The sequence below is a fragment of the Paenibacillus qinlingensis genome, assembly GCF_031455095.1.
GTDB lineage: Bacteria > Bacillota > Bacilli > Paenibacillales > NBRC-103111 > Paenibacillus_E > Paenibacillus_E qinlingensis_A.
Genome location: NZ_JAVDSB010000001.1, coordinates 525,247 through 542,848, shown reverse-complemented (window position 1 = coordinate 542,848; position 17,602 = coordinate 525,247). Strand labels below are relative to the sequence as shown.

Here is a 17,602-nt window from a genome sequence, read left to right as displayed (position 1 = left end):
ATGTATTTTTGAAAAACAACCTTGCAGCCTTCGATGTGATCACAAAAAGCACGTACCCATCCCAACGGGACGTGTACGTGCTATACATACATTTATTCGTATAACGCGTGATCGATAGCCACTGTCTTGTGGGACCACACCTGCTGGGAAGTCCACGGCACATCAGCACCTTGCCAGAACTCATCATGGGCTGGCAATCCAAGTGGAAGGAATACCGCAGAACATAGGTACAAGCTTCCTGTCGAGATGTAAGGCTCGCCCAGCTCCGGTTGGTGCCCGCACAGACCGATACGCAACCATCCGGCATCATCAAAGGTACCTGGCGCTTCGATCAATCTGCGAATGACAGCCGTCAATGCGCCGCGTACTTGAGCTGGCGCAACCTCTACGGGCAGCTCACGACGATGCGCCGTCTGAGCAAGCGATTGAAATGCGCCGAAGCGGTATGCTAATGACCGGCCAATCGCTGGGAACGTACCTTCCGGAGAGATCATGCGCTCCTGAACGGCTGCATAACGTTGTGCGCGTTTCAGGATGTTCTCTCGCATTTTGCCCCAATCCGCATATAACGCATGTACATGCTCAATGATATCCACCATCATTGGTTGAATAACAAAGCTATTGTAGTAATCCGCATGATAGTCTACGCCATCCCCATACATGCCGTCGCCTAGATACCATTGTTCATGCTGCTTTAGTGCAAAGTCAACACGCATATGGTCCCAGTCCTCGCCCATGACACCAAGTGCCGTTTCTGTCATCGCTGCGAAGAGCAGCCAGTTATTAAAGCCTGGCTTGCGTGTCCGCGAGGTTTTCATCGCGGCTGCGAGATTGGCTTGTACACGCGCATCCAAGCTGTGCCAGAGTGTATTCGGTGCACGTAGAATCGCATGAGACAGAAAAGCAGTATCCACGATCGGCTGCATGCCTGTCGCAAAGTTCAAGAAATCCGGAGACTGGGGATCCGTAGCCGCATCCATAGCCTCTCTTGCCAGCTTGCCATATGTCAGGCGAAGCTCTTCTTCCTCGGCATTGGACGCAGGTGTCTCTAGCCATGGCGCCATACCGACGAGCGTACGACCGAACGCTTCGAGATGCGTAAAGGCGCGTTGCTCTTCTTTTTTACATTCCACTGGCATTGTGGCACGAAGTTGTCTAGTTGCTAGCGCCTTAAGGACAGGATCAGCAATGCGAAGCATCGTCTGAAGCCAATAAGCGCGATCTGTTGCCACAGTTGATAGCGAATTACTCATACCAATAACCCTTGAAGCCTTTTTCTAGACGAAGAAGTGCTTCTAAATAGTAGTAGTCGCCCCAAATCACATAATCATCCGGTGCTGCTCCGCCGCGAACACTGTAGGAACCGCGCTCAAGGAAACCTTGTGCATCCGGTTTGCCAATGGTAGCGTAGGACTTCACGAGTCCAGCCATCGAGCGTTGCACACCATTTTCCAAGAATGCACGATCTGGATCATCCCCTGACAAATGCTCAAGAATCTCAAGAGCCCCAGCAGATGCAATGGCAGAAGCAGAACTATCTCTTTTCGTTTCGTCATTAACAGGCGCATTGAAATCCCAATACACAACGTCATCTTCCGGCAGACGTTCAAAGAAGTAACGTGCTAAGCGTTTGGCAGTCTCTAAGTATAATGGGTTTTTCGTATAGTGGTAGGAAAGGGCAAAGCCGTAAATCCCCCACGCTTGTCCTCTTGTCCATGTTGACCCATCGGAATACCCTTGATGAGTTCCTCCATGCAGCGGTTCACCTGTTTCTTGATCGAAATAGAACGTGTGGTACGAAGAATCGTCACCGCGTACCAAGTAACGGCGTGACAGATCCGCGTGGATAACAGCTACATCTTTATATTTTGAATCACCTGTTTGTTCATAAGCCCAGTACAATAATGGCAAATTCAATAGACAATCGATAATGATTCTTCCGCCGTTCTTCTCGTCACCCTCTGGACCCCAAGCTTGAATGTACTGACCCTTCGGTCTCCAACGCTTCATTAACACATCAGCAGCTTGCAAAGTAAGTTGTTTCGCGTTCTCATCCTTTTCAAGGATCCATTGCGCTTTCGAAGACAGGGAATAGAGGAAGCCGATATCATGGTGACCTAATCCTACATTATTTTCAAGTCTTTGTTTAAAGCTTGCAACTGTGCGCTGTGCAGCTTCTTGAAACACTTTGTCCCCTGTGTATTGATAGCCCAGCCACAAAATGCCTGACCAGAAGCCATCCGTCCAATCCGTATTTGGATTCAAATGATAAATATCGTTCTCACTGACATGAGGGAACTGATCCCCGAAACGCTCAATATTTACTTTCGTCTTCTGCAAAGCATCTTCAATAGCTTGTTTCCACATGTTAGAATCACTCCGTATCACTTGTTATAAGTTGCTCAATGATTGCTCCAAAAGCGCGAGCGAGTTAAACGTTTAACACTCACTTTTAGCTTAAATTGAAACGTTTAACCTGTCAAGAGAAAATATCCAATTCGGAGGAACAAATTCGATACAAGCTAGCTTGCAAAAAAATAGGCTTTGCCCACTAAAAAAAAATAGAACCATCCCTATATTTGTTACGTAATACTATTCATGCATGACATTCTTTCAGGGTTAGGGAGGTTTCTTGCTTATGACAATGACATTTGCTTTTCATCCAATCACTTCAATCCGGGACGCTATCTCTGAGATCGTCTGGTATCTGAGAAAGAAGCGTAGAGCTTAAAATCCAACTCCATGCCCTAAGAAACATAGAAGAAGAACAAAGCCTATGGCTTTCCCTTGCGGGAGAGACATAGGCTTTGTTGTCTGTTATCTGCTATAAGGCTGCGCTTTTTCCACCATCAATATTCACGGAGGTTCCCGTCACATACGAAGCAGCATCCGATGCTAAAAAGGTGATGACATTTGCCGCTTCCTCCGCGTTGCCAATACGTCCTAGCGGAATATCGTGCCGCGGATCGCTAGCGAATTCTTCCCAAGTCAAATCTGGAGCAACTCGCTTCCATACCTTCTCGATTTGGTCACTTCGTATCGTGCCAATACATACGGTGTTGACCCGAATCTGTGCGGAACCCAGATCCTTGCTCATCGCATTGGTTAAAGCTAAGCCAGCCGCTCGGCTAACGGAAGTTGGCATGGAAGAAGCTGGTGGCGTCTTTGCTGCGGACGTCGTAATATTCACGATGGAACCACCGCCTGCTTCGCGCATATGTGGAATGGCAAATTGCGAGCAGTGGATCGCTCCGAATAGCTTCAACTCCAAATCTTGACGCCACACGTCCGAGCTTACCTGCTGGAATGGCGCTGCCGAAGAAGTACCTGCGTTGTTCACTAAGATATGTAAACCTCCGAAACGTTGTACAGTCTCTTCAATCGCACGCTGACAATCCGCTTCCGATGTCACATCAGCCTGAATCGTCAGCACGTCACCCTCGGTTAAGTTGGCAATTTGGACAGCCGCTTCTTGAAGCTGCTCGGCATTACGCGCAAGTATGGCCACTTTTGCACCTTCGCGCGATAAGGCAATGGCTGTTGCAAGCCCAATCCCTTTGCTTCCTCCAGTTATTAAAGCGACTTTATTATGTAAGCCTAGTTGCATAGCTTTCGCTTCCTTTCCCTCTATGACAGAATGATTCCTTTATAAGGTTAAGCATACGCTATCTCTACGCCTTTTTTCAAATCCAAGTTAACCGACAGCTATGACAAAAAACCATCAGGATCGATCATCCTAATGGCTTTCCGTCTCATTTCCTATTGATTTAGGTAAACAGCTTTACCCGTACGTGCAGATTCATAAATAGCTTCAAGAATTTGTGATACCACAAATGCTTGTTCTGGTGTTACAACCGGATCGATATCTTGCTCAATGGCATTAATCCATGAACGCATTTCTACATCTGCTGCACTTTCGCTGGCACCGTCATAGAAAGCAACGCCGCCTGCTTTTAAATCAACCTCAGTTGTGAATAGACGACTGTGCTTCTCACCATTGATGCGAAGTCCGCCTTTCATGTCTGCTCCACCTTCGGTACCGCTCAACGAACACTTCGCTTCATCCACTTCAAGCGTATTTAACGCCCAGCTGGACTCCAAGATAATGGTCGCGCCATTCTCCATCACGATCATCCCGAAAGCAGAATCTTCCACGGTAAACTTACTTGGATCCCAAGGGCCCCATGCATTGGCTGCATTTTCTTTTTTAGACAACTCATGATAGGAAGTTCCTAACACAACCTTCGGTTTGTAGTTGTCCATCATCCAAAGCGTCAAGTCTAACGCATGCGTACCAATGTCGATTAACGGACCTCCACCTTGTTTCTCTTCATCTAAGAAAACACCCCATGTAGGTACAGCACGACGACGAATCGCATGCGCTTTAGCAAAATAAATATGTCCTAACTCGCCATCAGCACAAACGTTTTTCAAATGCTGGCTATCCGCGCGGAAACGGTTGTTATACCCAATGGTTAGTTTTTTGCCTGTGCGTTTCGCAGTTTCAAGCATGCGTTTCGCATCCTCAGCTGTTTTTGCCATCGGCTTCTCACACATTACGTGCTTACCAGCTTCGAGTGCTGCAATCGAAATTTCTGCGTGAGAAATATTCGGTGTTAACACATGTACAATGTCGATCGTTGCATCTTGCAGTATTTCTTTATAATCTTCGCAAACTGTTGCGCCTTCAATCCCGTATTTTGCTGCTGCTGTTGCTGCACGCTCTTGGACAATGTCACAAAATGCGACTAATTCAACATTAGCTAGCTTGCTCAAACTTGGTAAATGCTTACCATTTGCAATTCCACCGCAACCAATAATACCGATTCGATACTTACGTGACATGTGAAGACCTCCAGTAGGTTTTGTTCTTACATTCAATGATATGATATCTTGACAACTGCCTTAAATGTTAGCACAGGAAAACGCTTAATTTAAGTCTGAATTTCGGACAAGCCTACTCAGAAAATACGACACAACAAAAATACCAGGAGAGCATCTCCCCTGGTATCTGGATAAACAACTTAGCTTCCACCTGCCCGCTTCTGGGCATCCTCTAAGCAACTCCTGTACAATTGTTCTTCCGGATGCTCCTTTGTTAACTCCTCATAATAGCGAGCCACCTTTTGAAAATAGTACGCATGCACATCCGTAGTCGGAACTAAGCGATGTGGATCCCAGCGATACGTTTCTACGCGATACGCCTGGCCTTTCTCCTTTGTCCATAAGGCAATTTCACAAAGTCCATCGGAGCCGTTTCGTGTGGGCATATCTTCAATTTCCACATGTGAATAGGTCGTGCCAGGAGGAATGACACGTTGGAATCCAGCCTGCGTCCATTGAATAATATCTAATTCCGCAGTCTGCTCACCTGCATGTTCCCAGCCAATAATGACGTCCCAGCCTTCTCTGCGTGAGATCGGCGCTGCTGCAAAATCCTTTACAGCCTGCTCCCTGCCTGTAGAAGCCGAGGCAATCGGGAACCAGTTACCCGAGTACTCTTTCAGGGAGAACAAATATTGACTATCTAAATATCTATACAGAGCTGTAATTTCTTGAAATCCATCCCCATCTACATCGGCATAAAGTATCGCCGCGGGATTTCCCTCCTGCTGCAATACGACAATCTCGGCCTCCTCGGGAATACAGCTGCGGACGACAGAAAGAAAATCAATTGAAGACAAGCTCATCGTTATCCCTCTTTTCGCATCTTCTTTGGCATAAGTATATGCGGAGGGGAACTTGGCACATGAATATCATTTGAAGAGAGGCTTTGAAGCTACTAAGACTTAGGCACTCCCGCGCTGCTCGTTGTGCAATTGATGGACGCATTGGATAAAACGTACGGTCTGCGTTTGAGCTCTCATAACGACGGAATGGGTCTGCGCACGGCCACCCCAGCCATATTTCACACCATGTAAGAAATCACCCGATGTGACGCCTGTTGCTGCGAAGATGATATCGGACTCGCCCACTAGCTCACGCATGCCTAATACTTTCGATGGATCAGAAATGCCCATGGCTAGGCAGCGCAGAAGCTCTTCCTCATTCTCTGGCAGCAACCGACCTTGCAGCTCGCCTCCCATGCAGCGCAATGCTGCAGCCGCAAGCACCCCTTCGGGCGCTCCACCTGAGCCGACATGCAAATCTATGCCTGTTTCGGGAAAAGCGACCGCCATGGCACCTGCCACGTCTCCGTCGCTAAGCAAGTAGATTTTGACACCAAGCTTACGTAAAGTCAGGATGTGTTCGGCATGCCGATTGCGATCCAGAATGGAGACGGTCAGCTCGGAGATCTGCTTTTGCAGCAAACTTGCGGCCTTCTGAATGGTTACCTCCAGCGGATCATCAAGACTCAACTTACCAGCCAAACGCGGCCCTACCGCCAGCTTCGCCATATACATATCCGGGGCATGGAGTAGATTTCCTTTCTCAGCAATTGCGACGACGGAGAGTGCATTATTCCGACCACTGGCCACAATGTCTGTTCCCTCTAACGGATCGACGGCAACATCAAATTCCGGCCCTGCGCCACTGCCTACCTCTTCTCCAATATAGAGCATGGGCGCCTCATCCATTTCCCCTTCACCGATAACAACAGTCCCGCGAAAAGGAACGGCACTGAAATATTCACGCATCGCAGCCGTTGCCGCTCCATCCGCATCGATCTTATTCCCTTTGCCCGTCCAGCTTGCCGATGCAATGGCCGCGGCCTCCGTTACCCGTACGATTTCCAACGACAAGTCTCTATGCATGAGCAACCCATCCTCCCGAAATTGGTTTAATTCGTTATTTGATGCGCTATGATCTTTCCGCCAAGATTAAACCTGCTGTTTCCTCAATTGCTTTCTCACTCACATCAATGACGGAACAACCCAATTCACGATACAATTTCATGGCAAAAGCAATTTCTTCCTCTATGCGATCTTTCGTTGCATATTTAGCACCAAATGGAAGACCCACTGCTTTCAGCCGTTCCGTGCGAATGCCAATTAATTTATCTGTACTCATAGTGAGCCCAACTAATTTTTTGGGATCTAAGTCAAATAAAATACTTGGTGGTTTTACCTCGGGTACTAGGGGATAATTCGATACCTTATAACCTTTATGCGCCAAATAGATGCTAAGTGGTGTCTTCGACGTTCGTGATGGTCCCAGAAGTACGATATGTGCTTGTTTCATTGTGCTTGGATCCTTGCCATCATCACTATTAACCGTAAATTCTACAGCTTCAACCCGTTGATAATACTGTTCATCCAGCTGATACAACAGCCCCACCTTGCGTTTCGGCGAATCCTTGAACGTATCGATAAAGGCTTGCATCATCGGACCCATAATATCAATCGCATTCACATTCAAGCGAATGGCTTCCTGCCGCATCATCTCTCTAAGCTCTGGCAGCACAAGCGTGTATGCAATAAATCCCTTTAATCTAGAGGCTTCTTCTACGATCGCTCGCACTTCATCTTCTGTGCGGATTGAACCATGTCTCTTCACGCTAACCTGACTTGCATTGAACTGTCGAATCGTAGCTTGTACAACCGTATTCGCTGTTTCTCCTACCGAATCCGAACATACGAAAATGGTATGCAGCTTCTCTCCCATGTAAATTCCCCCTGATTTACGTACCCCGCGCTACATCCAGCAGCAATTTGGTCATCGTTGTTTTCGTAATTCGGCCAACCACTTCCAAGCCTTCCCGACCTTCAATTGCATGAACGACGGGCAAGCTGTCGACTTCATGGTGAATCATCTTCCGTGCGGCCTCCACCACACTATCTTCCGGCTTCACTGTAATGATGTTCGGTTGCCTTGTCATTACTAGCGAGACTGGCATCGACGTTGCCGTTGCATGTCCAAGTGTAACCTTAAGTAAATCCTTACGTGAAACAACGCCAGCAAGGGTTCCCTCTTGATTGACAATCATCAGACTCCCTACATTTTCCAGAAAAAGGGTAACGACTGCATCACTAACTGTAACCGTCTCACGAAGGATGACGGGAATGCCCATCACGTCCTTCACCTTCATGGATTCGATCAATTTGAGTGGCGCATGTACGTCGAGTGCTGCAGTACCGAGAAAATAACCTACCTTTGGCTTCGCATCGATATGCCGCAGCATGACTAATACGGCTAAATCCGAGCGAATGGTTGGTCGGCTAATGCCCAACAGCTCCGCGATGCGTTCCCCCGCAATAGGCGCATATTTACCGACAAGATCAATAATTTCTAACTGGCGAGCCGTAAGTTCGATGATGCTTCCCTCCTAATGCCACGTAATACCGTTATATAGTATGTTCTATTTATTATATATTGTATATTATATAACACTTAACTGAAATATAAAGTTGTTTATTGCCTATAAAAGAAATATTTATCACCTATTTCTTATTAAGAGACAAAAAAAAACGCCATTCCAACCTCAACGGTCGAAAGGCGTGTCTTTCTAAACTCCCTAACTCCTTACTTACAAGAAGAACACAATGCCCAACATGCCCGCACAAACGATTACGAGAAGGGGATGCAGCTTGTATTTGACAATGGCGAGGAAAGCTCCTCCTGCAATGAAAAGTGTAGCAACCTGGCGCCAAGAGACGCCAGTGTGTACAGATCCGAAAGAGGTCATGCCAAAATGCAGCGCCGCATACACGATAAAACCAGTCACCACAGGCTTTAATCCATAAAAGGAGGATTGAAACCATGGATGCGAGTGCCAGCGGAATAAGAACGCAGCCACAAGAATAATGACAATTAGCGAAGGAAGTACCATCCCTAAGGTGGCAACTATCGCCCCTGGGACTCCCGCTGTCTCATAGCCAGTTAATGTGGCAGTGTTCGTGGCTATCGGTCCTGGACTGGATCCTGCTAAAGCGATCACATGATAGAATTCATCTACGGTCATCCATTGATGCCGCTCGACCTCGAGCTGGATGACGGGCAGAATGGCATAACCACCGCCAAAGGAGAGGAGTCCAATTTGGAAAAATGTGAGAAATAAATGCAGCAGCATCTGCTAAGCACCTCATCCCTATATGCCATCTGCCATATAAAAATCGGCAGTCTTGTTGTCCTTACTCGTTGGAGGTGGTGATGCGGTATGCATAACGGGCTTGTTCATGCCCCATTTGTATTTCAAATACATAGCAATCATACCTACCACTACACCAAGTATGACCAAGACAAGCGGTGAGATGGGAACCGAAAACATGACAATTACCGTTCCTATGGCTGTCAGAAGTGTGAGCTTGTCTAAGATCGCTGATTTCGCCATTCTGTACGCAGCTGCCGCAATGAGGCCAATAATTGCCGCATGAATCCCATCCATGATGGCTTGCATTTTGGGGTAATGCGCAAGCCAAGCATACAGCAAACTAAGCAGCAGAACGATGAAGAAGGTTGGCAACGTAATTCCAACAATCGCAGCAACTGCGCCCGAGACACCTGCAAGTCGGTATCCGACCAACGCCGACACATTCACACCAACGCCACCTGGAGCTGCGCCAGAAATAGCCAAAAGTTCAGACATCTCATCGTCTGTCATCCATTGTTTTTGAGAGACCACTTCTCGTTGAATGGCTGGAAGCATCGCATAGCCGCCACCGAATGTGAGCGGGCTAATGCGTAAACATACGCAAAATATCGCTATAAGCTTGCTCGGTATATTCTTTGACATAACGCTCAATCTCCCCCTACACTTAATTCTATTTTGAATTAAAGTTGAGAGTAAATCCAATCAATTTTCGTGATCCAATACAAAGAAACTGCTTATAACTCGGAACTTTCACCCAATTAGCAGCTTCATAGCCATTCAGTTTCTTTTATTTTGAAAGAAAAGGGCGAACTTGCTTCTTCATTGCCCTATTGGTCATGTACACGCCTAACACGATGGAGAAGGCACCAATGAAGTGATAAAGCTGCAATGACTCCCCGGTGAAGGTGGTAGCAAAGATTGCGCTAAACAACGGGATGAAATTGAGAAATCCCGCACAACGCTGGGGACCAGCAAGCTCAATCGCTTTATTCCAACTTAGGAAAGCAACGATGGAAGCAAAGATACCAACATAGAATAAACCGCTCACTAAGCCGGGACTCCACGCAACTTGAGGTGCTCGGATCGCCCATTCCATGGTAGAGCTTGGCAGCAATACAACAAGCGCTACTATTACTTGAACTAGCAAAAAAGGACTGGCAGGGAACTTTCCTGCCATCCTTTTCATACCGACTGAGTACAAAGCCCAGCAGATAACGGCGACTAGCATGAACCAATCACCTTGATTGACCGATAATCGGAGAATCGCAGACAAATCGCCCTGACTGATAATCCAGCAAACCCCGACAATCGATACACCGATTCCCGGCAGCGCCCACCATGCGAGCCTTTCCCTCATCACGGCCCAAGTGATCAAAATAACAAAAATAGGGGTCGCCGAATTCATTAATGACGCATTAATAGAGCCTGTATATTGAACAGCAATATAGGTCAGTGAGTTAAATCCTGCTACGCCTGTCAACGAAAGAAATAGCACCATTTTCCAATGGGCAAGAAATTCATGTTTGAGTCGCCAAGCTGCTTGGCCAAAAAAAGGCAGTAAACATAAGAACGCAATCTCCCAGCGGACTGTTGCTAAAGTGATGGGAGGAATTTGCAGAACGAGTGCCTTACCCGCGACAAAGTTACCTCCCCAAAGGCAGGTTGCGAGAATTAATAAGAAATACGGTGAACGTTTCAGCATAGTTGCACTCCTTTAAGATCTTACGAGCTGTTGCGGCACACCAAGTTTACCACCTTCCCGTAGATCTTAACAACCGTGCTTTAGCAATCATCTTCCAGAAAACAAACCTCACAGAAACAACCAAGAGGAATCATTTCGCGCAGATAGCGCATCATACTTTCCTTCTCTGACTCACTCATTTGCTTAAGCGCATCGAAATCAAAATGAATAATACTATGGATCACATCATAATGCTTAAAACGCAAACGACCATAGGGAAACTGTCGATTAATCGCAGCAAGAATACCAAATTGATTCAAGTTCGTACGCAGCGCTGTTTGAACAATTTCGACAGGCACCTCTTCTACTAACGGCACTTTATCTGCGCGAACCGCACAGTAGGCTTTTACTTGAAATGCGACGTAGGGGTACAAGTAAGCGTTTGCATATTTTTCTACATTAAGTGCATCCTGCTTCGTTAGTTGCAAATCCTCTGTCCAAGCATAAATCGTAGCCTTATATTTATCTGAAGTGTGAATTCGGATGTACCTTAAATGGGGAAAGCGAGTTTTCACAAGCTTCTCCGATAATAGCCGTGTTCCCACCAAGATCACCTCTTTCGTTCCTGGGTTGTAGAATTAGTATATGCATGAAAACAAAAACAGCCATCCTTTTACTTTGAAAAGGCAGCTGTCTTTGTCTACTCATCCACCTCATATCGTCATTCCCTCACTCAACTATATTCGGGAACTTGGCCTAATATGATAGACAAGCTATGATAAAAGCCGCCACAAAAGGTCAAATGACCCCGAGTGACGGCTACTGGTGTGGCGACTCTTACAAGCCCTTCGCTTTCAAGAAGGCTTGCCATTGCTTCGTCGTTTCTGCATCAATCTTGTCTTGCCCCGCTGCTTTCAGTTTGTCGATGTATTTCTGCAGTTGATCCGCAGGATCTACGGCACCTGTTTCAAGTGCAACTTGGAACTCGTTATCGACGGCCGTCACGTTGGCAACCTCCGATTTGATGGTGTCTCTGTTCACATCAAAGCCATAAGAGACTGGAACCATGGCGCTTTCGTTCAATTTAATCGTTTTATCCCATACATCAGCCGTTTGCGCACCTTTTAAGTAGGCATTGAATTGATTACCGAACACCCAATCTACATTCGGCGCATACCCAGAATCCTTGATCGGTTCAATATATTTATCATCTTTTTTCGTGTAGTGCTTGCCTTCCACACCATTCGAAATGAGGTTGTATAGCACTTTATCCGTATTCAGTAGATTGATAAACATAAGGGCACGTTCTGGATTTTTCGATGTTTTGGAAATAACCTGCATCGCACTTGCCACACCGGTAAAGTAAGAGTCAGAAATCGGCACATACACGACCGGATTATTGCCGTTATTCGCCATTTCATCCACTTCGCCGCCGGGTTTTGTTGTAAACTCCAGACTGACAGCTACTTTCCCTTTTTTCTTGAGATCTGTGATGTTCTTGACTAGTGGTGCATCCTCATTAATATAGCCTGCTTTGGACCAGTTGTGCATGGTTGTGTAGAAGTCCTTCTTATTCAACAATTGTTGAATTTTCGTGATTGATGCGTACGTTTTATCATCCTTTTTGTAAGCAACCGCAAGTCCATCTGCATTCACCAAATTAGGATCGGTATAGAGGCCCCAAGAATTCATAGCCATGCCAAATGGAATCACATCTTTTTCGTTTGTCTTGATCGTCTTCAAGAAAGGCTCGAGGTCTTTATAGGTTTTAATTGAATTGACATCCAATTTATATTTATCAACGAATTGTTTTTGAATAACAAGACTCTTGGTCTTCGCAGCAATTTGATACACAGGGAAGCCATAGACCTTGCCATCGGTTGCTTTCATATCTGGCCAGAATTTATCAGGAATGTTCTTCCTCGCCTGAGCGGCATTTTTACTGATCATTGCGTCTGTCAGCTCAAGGAGTGCTCCTTTATCAATGTTCGGTTGATAGCCCAGCAGCCAATATTTCGAGCCCCATGCCACATCAAAGGCTTCGCCGGATGCCATAATCGTATTCAACTTCGGATCATATTCATCAAAGGAAAGAGGCTTTAAGTCTACCGTAGCATTGATTTTGCTCTTCACATACTTATTGACTTCCTCATTCACAAGCGCTTGATCTTTACCAGGCGGATTACTTGGATAATAGAATGTCAACTTGACTTCTGGCAGCGTGCTTGGTGCAGGTGTTGCTGGGGTTGCGCTTGTCGAAGTTGCTGGTGTTGTTGCCGTCGGCGATTTCGTTTCACTTGCCGTATCGGTCTTGCATCCAGCTAACACCGTCATACTCAGAAGCATAATGGCTACACTGCTTAGGTACATTTTTTTTCCTTTTTTCAACCTTCACACCTCCATAATAAGTACCCCTAAGTTCATCAGATCCATCAAACCAACCTTACCAACGCAACGCTCACCTCCTCTCAGCTTTTCAATGAACCTACCGTTATTCCTTTAATAAAGTACTTCTGGAAAAAAGGAAACATAATCATCATCGGCCCGCCAGCTACCAAAGCCATAGCCATACGAACAGACAATGTGGGGAAGTTCGCGAACTGTAATTTGCTCGCAGTCTCTGCTAAAGGTGAATTCGCTAGAAACTCAATTTGCGATAAAATACGAACGAGAAGCAGCTGAAGCGGTACATATTTGTTATCATCAATGAACAACAACGCATTAAACCAATCATTCCAATAGGCAAAAGAAATAAATAAGCCGAGCGTCGCCAGCGCCGGTGTTGACAGCGGCACAATAATGCGAAAGAAAATACGAATCTCGCTAGAGCCATCAATCTTGGCAGATTCGATGATTTCCATCGAGATTTTATCGAGATAGCTTTTCATAATAATGATATTGAACGGATTCATCAGCAGTGGAATGATGAGTGCAAGCATGGAATTTTTCAAATGGAGATACTGTGTCATTAGCATATAGAACGGAATCGTGCCGCCATTAAACAATAACGTGAAGAAGATATAGAACGTAAGAGGTCGATGATACCGAAAATCGCGTCGCGACATCGGATAGGCCGTCAGTGTCGTTAACAATAGCGATAACACGGTGCCAACAACCGTAATGACAATCGTAACGCCGTACGATTTCATCCAAATTTCTGGTGATTTCAATACAATTCGGTACGCTTCTAAGCTGAGCTCATTTGGAATAAAACGATAACCGTACTGAATTAAACTGTTCTCCGAAGTCAGCGACACGGCAATAACGAGCACAAAGGGGATGATCATCAACAGACAAATGAGCGTAAAGAATACATGGATATACCAAATCGATGCTGTTTTCACTGGTTTTGCTAGTGCAAGTTCCATAGGACTCCTAAGCCCCTCCCCCATTAAAATAGTGCGTTATCTTTGTCAATTCGGCGAACTGCTGCATTGGCTGACACGATGGTAATTAGGCCTACAATCGATTGCAGAAAGCCTACAGCTGCCCCAGAATTGATGTCGCCGAGCTTCGAGAGCGCACGATACACATACGTATCGATGACATCTGTTGTCGCGAAGTTAGCTCCTACATTATTCGGTACAAAATAATGCAACCCGAAATCCCCGCGGAAAATATTGCCCAAGCCCAAAATAAACACAATGATAATTAATGGTTTCATCAGGGGCAATGTAATTCGAAAGATCATCTGAACGCGTGAAGCGCCATCTAATTTAGCTGCCTCATAATATTCCGTATTAATGCCTACAATCCCCGCGTAGTAGATCAAGGTTGAGAATCCAACACCTTTCCACACAGCCACCACAGGTAAAATAAATAGCCATGGCGTCGTTTCCAAATACCATTTGTGCGGGGATAACCCGAAGGTCGTCAGTAACGTATTGAGATAGCCGCTTTTATGCTCTAAGAAGCCGTACGTAATGTAACCAACTAAAACAAGCGAAATGAAATACGGTAAAAATAAAGTCGTTTGATACACTTTCACCATGCGTCCACTAACCTCATATAACAAAATGGATAAGATTAGCGCCGCCAATGTGCCAAGTACGATATAGGTCATGTTATACAATAAGGTGTTTCGAATAATCCGTAGGGCATCCTGCGATTTAAATAGGAATTCAAAATTTTTGAGCCCATTCCACTTACTCCCCAGAATCCCCTGATCATATCTGAAAAATTTGAAGGCTAGGATGAGACCAATCATAGGGAAATAGGCAATGACTAGTTTAAACAAGATGCCAGGCATCGCGAGCAACAGCAACTCTCGATTTTTGCGCAGATGTTTGAACTCCTGTATGAGCCATCGTTTTTTGATGGGATGTGATTTCCTCATTGTGCTCCTCCTCCATATCCGTATCTTGCCACAAGATAAAGCGTTTACATAGCGTAAGATTTCAGAATTCATGTACAAAACTTATGTACAATGTTCGAATTACTCTCTTTTTTACCATCAAAAAGTGAAAAACCGCCCTTCCAGGCACCAAATGGTGGAAGAAGTGGCGGCTAGTCGTATCCATGATCCCTGTTATGAAATGGATTTCTTCATGCGGTATTCCTTCGGGGTACTGCCGAATTTGGCTTTGAACAGCCGGAAAAAGTAACTGGGATTCGCGTATCCGCATTTTTCCATAATATCTAAGACCGAATGATCCCCATTCTCAAGTAACTGCTGCGCATGTTTGAGTCGAATATCATTGATATACTCCGTTAACGTCAGCTGACAGCTATCCTTAAACAATTTGCCCAAGTAAGCTGATGACAGCTTGACTGTGGAAGCTATGGTTTGTTGGCTGAGGTTAATATCCGCATATTTCTGATGAATTAGTTCTTTGACCGTTTCTAGAATCATGTCATTGCGTTCCACGTTGGACGGTTTCTGACCCTCGCAGATTTGGGAACATAAAGCCAGCAGAGCGACGTATATCTCTTCTAGCGTCTCTTTTTCCTGCGGGATGTGATGAATATAGTCGACGTTGAAGCTCATCTTCGTTACCCGATTCTCCATAATCTCAACGACTGTATATTTGATCACCCAGGCTAGATTCGTTACAGCGCGATGAATATCATGATAATGAAAGGTGGCAAAAAGAGAGAATGCTTTCTCTAGTTCGATACCAGCCTCCGTCATTAAGCCCTTCTTCAAGCTCTCCGATAATTTACGCTCAATCACTTCTGGGATGGATACTCGCTTATTCGCGTTGTTTTCCTTCACCATTTCACTCGTAATAATCGATTTGTAGCCAAAAATAACCGTATACAAGCTGTTCTGTAAAGCTTGGGTATATCCAGATGACAGCTGCGTCAGCTGAGCAATCGGGTCACTAAGCCCACAAGACAGACTTAAATCGTAATACGTCGCAATCGTTTGCTGGATCTCTTCCAGAATGGGAATCATCTGATCCATTTCACTTGTCGTCGCTGTATCATTCCGTGAAACAATAAGGATGACATGATCCCCCCATACCTCCACTGCTTCACATGGATATGTTTTCGACATCATTTCCTGCGCAATATTGGTGATGGCAAAGCTGTGCATTTTCTTTAGGGCAAGGTCTGTAGTACTCGCATACGCTTGAAAATGGTCCAATCGAAGTACACACACAATCGTGTCGGATGGATAGACGATGTTTAAGCGATGCTTTTCAATCAGATGGATCATGTCGTGATGGGAGAACATTTGACCGTCTGTCAGAAATTTGCGGATGTAATACTTATTTACGATGTGCTCGGAACTAATTTCTTGCAAGGTATGGGATAACGCTAGATAATTCTCACTCATGACATGAAGCTCATCCCCTTCGTTACGCCTCGTATGTTCATCACGCGGATGCTGGAAGCGGATGCGGTGCAGCATATCTTCGATTGGGTGATACAATTTATAGGACAACCAGACGGAAATGCCAATGGCGATCAAAAGTAATACACCCGAGACCAGCAGTGATTTGACGCGAGTCTCAGTAACCTCAGCCATCAACTGGTCATACGACTGAACGTACAGGATCGTCCAATTCGGAATGGGATCTGCCATATAGGTAATCATGCTTTTCTTACCGTCAACGTCCCCAATAACAAAGCCAGACGGTTCGTTCGTTGCAAGTTTATGATTCATAATGTAGTTGTGTATGTCGTCTTGCGTCGATGACTGTGCAAAATCACCCAAGGCGTGGGAAGAGTACAAGCGTCCTTCCTGATCCCCCATCAGAATATCACCTTGCGATCGGCTGCCCGTGTCGTTCATTTTCTTCAAACTATCGAATACCCAATCGGATTTGATATAAAGTACGATGGCTGATTCACCGCGTGAGAAGGGTTTTAAGGAGTCGGTTACAACAAAAGCGAAAGCATCGATCTGTCCATCCTCGTGTTCAAGGCTCACTGGGATGAGTCGGGAAGTTTCGTGCATGTGAGAGGGGTCTAGCAGCCAGTCGAAAATTTTCTTTTTGGTCACGCCGCCGTCTAGAAGGAAAGGGCTGGTCGTGCCGTAAATCTCATTTTGCGTATGATTATAAACGACCATGGAATGTAAGAACGAGGAACTGTCCATGATACTGGACATGCGTTGGTAGCTGCGGATTAAATCCATCTTCGGTAAAGTTTCATCAAACATTAATGGAATGAGCAGGTTATCCTTAAAAACGAAGTAGGATAAATGCGTGATGATTTCATTCATATAGGAGAAATTGTATTGCATTTGTGTGAGGATTTTTAGATTGGAATCTTCTTGAATCCGTTTGACTGATTTCTCAAGTAAATACGTATTGGCAAATGAGGAAGCTAAAAGAACAATAACCATCGATAACAGGATAGAGCTCAGTACACGCTGCAAATATTTCTTGGATTTATAGAATCCGAAGCCTTTCAAGACGACCAAGCCCCCTCACATGCTC

General features: G+C 45.5%; 16 protein-coding genes. All 16 read right to left on the bottom strand.

All coding sequences use genetic code 11. The annotated features are described in order from the left end of the window. Positions 1 to 92: 92 nt before the first annotated feature. Positions 93 to 1,253, bottom strand: a complete 1,161-nt coding sequence (locus tag J2736_RS02255; RefSeq protein WP_310223122.1) for a DUF2264 domain-containing protein — start codon at positions 1,251 to 1,253, stop codon at positions 93 to 95. Next, the gene (locus tag J2736_RS02250; protein WP_310223120.1) at positions 1,246 to 2,367 is read right to left on the bottom strand and encodes a glycoside hydrolase family 88 protein; all 1,122 of its coding nucleotides are present in this window, start codon (positions 2,365 to 2,367) and stop codon (positions 1,246 to 1,248) included. Before J2736_RS02250 ends, J2736_RS02255 begins: the two co-directional genes overlap by 8 nt. Before the next feature lie 457 nt (positions 2,368 to 2,824). Continuing rightward, on the bottom strand, positions 2,825 to 3,607 hold the full coding sequence (locus tag J2736_RS02245; protein ID WP_310223118.1) for an SDR family NAD(P)-dependent oxidoreductase: 783 nt from the start codon (positions 3,605 to 3,607) through the stop codon (positions 2,825 to 2,827). A 152-nt stretch (positions 3,608 to 3,759) separates the two neighbouring features. After that, a complete protein-coding gene (locus tag J2736_RS02240) occupies positions 3,760 to 4,845 on the bottom strand; it encodes a Gfo/Idh/MocA family protein (protein ID WP_310223116.1) in 1,086 nt (361 codons plus the stop codon). Positions 4,846 to 5,024: 179 nt separating this feature from the next. Further along, the gene (locus J2736_RS02235; RefSeq protein ID WP_310223113.1) at positions 5,025 to 5,690 is read right to left on the bottom strand and encodes a hypothetical protein; all 666 of its coding nucleotides are present in this window, start codon (positions 5,688 to 5,690) and stop codon (positions 5,025 to 5,027) included. Positions 5,691 to 5,789: 99 nt separating this feature from the next. After that, on the bottom strand, positions 5,790 to 6,755 hold the full coding sequence (gene glpX / locus J2736_RS02230; protein ID WP_310223111.1) for a class II fructose-bisphosphatase: 966 nt from the start codon (positions 6,753 to 6,755) through the stop codon (positions 5,790 to 5,792). Between the two features lie 46 nt (positions 6,756 to 6,801). After that, a complete protein-coding gene (locus tag J2736_RS02225) occupies positions 6,802 to 7,605 on the bottom strand; it encodes a pyruvate, water dikinase regulatory protein (protein ID WP_310223109.1) in 804 nt (267 codons plus the stop codon). A gap of 16 nt (positions 7,606 to 7,621) precedes the next feature. After that, complete coding sequence (locus J2736_RS02220) at positions 7,622 to 8,257, bottom strand: helix-turn-helix transcriptional regulator (RefSeq protein WP_310225158.1); 636 nt, start codon at positions 8,255 to 8,257, stop codon at positions 7,622 to 7,624. Positions 8,258 to 8,467: 210 nt separating this feature from the next. Next, entirely contained in the window at positions 8,468 to 9,010 is a 543-nt protein-coding gene (locus J2736_RS02215) for a chromate transporter (RefSeq protein WP_310223107.1), read from the bottom strand. Positions 9,011 to 9,028: 18 nt separating this feature from the next. Beyond that, positions 9,029 to 9,673 carry a chromate transporter gene (locus tag J2736_RS02210; protein WP_310223104.1) on the bottom strand — a complete coding sequence of 215 codons (645 nt, stop codon included), beginning with the start codon at positions 9,671 to 9,673 and terminating at the stop codon, positions 9,029 to 9,031. Positions 9,674 to 9,818: 145 nt separating this feature from the next. Continuing rightward, positions 9,819 to 10,733 (bottom strand): DMT family transporter, encoded by a 915-nt coding sequence (locus J2736_RS02205; RefSeq protein ID WP_310223102.1) that lies wholly within the window; start codon positions 10,731 to 10,733, stop codon positions 9,819 to 9,821. Between the two features lie 80 nt (positions 10,734 to 10,813). Next, complete coding sequence (locus J2736_RS02200) at positions 10,814 to 11,317, bottom strand: hypothetical protein (protein WP_310223100.1); 504 nt, start codon at positions 11,315 to 11,317, stop codon at positions 10,814 to 10,816. 232 nt (positions 11,318 to 11,549) lie between these two features. Next, complete coding sequence (locus J2736_RS02195; RefSeq protein WP_310223099.1) at positions 11,550 to 13,100, bottom strand: ABC transporter substrate-binding protein; 1,551 nt, start codon at positions 13,098 to 13,100, stop codon at positions 11,550 to 11,552. An 80-nt stretch (positions 13,101 to 13,180) separates the two neighbouring features. Continuing rightward, the gene (locus J2736_RS02190; protein WP_310223097.1) at positions 13,181 to 14,080 is read right to left on the bottom strand and encodes a carbohydrate ABC transporter permease; all 900 of its coding nucleotides are present in this window, start codon (positions 14,078 to 14,080) and stop codon (positions 13,181 to 13,183) included. A gap of 23 nt (positions 14,081 to 14,103) precedes the next feature. After that, complete coding sequence (locus J2736_RS02185) at positions 14,104 to 15,048, bottom strand: ABC transporter permease subunit (protein ID WP_310223095.1); 945 nt, start codon at positions 15,046 to 15,048, stop codon at positions 14,104 to 14,106. A gap of 192 nt (positions 15,049 to 15,240) precedes the next feature. After that, positions 15,241 to 17,577, bottom strand: coding sequence for a helix-turn-helix domain-containing protein (locus J2736_RS02180; protein WP_310223093.1), 2,337 nt, complete (start codon positions 17,575 to 17,577; stop codon positions 15,241 to 15,243). Between the last annotated feature and the right edge of the window lie 25 nt (positions 17,578 to 17,602).

Excerpts from the sequence above, each read along its gene's own strand:
- glpX (WP_310223111.1), bottom strand. The coding sequence starts at position 6,755 with ATGCATAGAGACTTGTCGTTGGAAATCGTACGGGTAACGGAGGCCGCG.
- J2736_RS02185 (WP_310223095.1), bottom strand. The coding sequence starts at position 15,048 with ATGAGGAAATCACATCCCATCAAAAAACGATGGCTCATACAGGAGTTC.
- J2736_RS02215 (WP_310223107.1), bottom strand. The coding sequence starts at position 9,010 with ATGCTGCTGCATTTATTTCTCACATTTTTCCAAATTGGACTCCTCTCC.
- J2736_RS02205 (WP_310223102.1), bottom strand. The coding sequence starts at position 10,733 with ATGCTGAAACGTTCACCGTATTTCTTATTAATTCTCGCAACCTGCCTT.
- J2736_RS02240 (WP_310223116.1), bottom strand. The coding sequence starts at position 4,845 with ATGTCACGTAAGTATCGAATCGGTATTATTGGTTGCGGTGGAATTGCA.
- J2736_RS02255 (WP_310223122.1), bottom strand. The coding sequence starts at position 1,253 with ATGAGTAATTCGCTATCAACTGTGGCAACAGATCGCGCTTATTGGCTT.
- J2736_RS02190 (WP_310223097.1), bottom strand. The coding sequence starts at position 14,080 with ATGGAACTTGCACTAGCAAAACCAGTGAAAACAGCATCGATTTGGTAT.
- J2736_RS02235 (WP_310223113.1), bottom strand. The coding sequence starts at position 5,690 with ATGAGCTTGTCTTCAATTGATTTTCTTTCTGTCGTCCGCAGCTGTATT.
- J2736_RS02225 (WP_310223109.1), bottom strand. The coding sequence starts at position 7,605 with ATGGGAGAGAAGCTGCATACCATTTTCGTATGTTCGGATTCGGTAGGA.
- J2736_RS02245 (WP_310223118.1), bottom strand. The coding sequence starts at position 3,607 with ATGCAACTAGGCTTACATAATAAAGTCGCTTTAATAACTGGAGGAAGC.
- J2736_RS02210 (WP_310223104.1), bottom strand. The coding sequence starts at position 9,673 with ATGTCAAAGAATATACCGAGCAAGCTTATAGCGATATTTTGCGTATGT.
- J2736_RS02250 (WP_310223120.1), bottom strand. The coding sequence starts at position 2,367 with ATGTGGAAACAAGCTATTGAAGATGCTTTGCAGAAGACGAAAGTAAAT.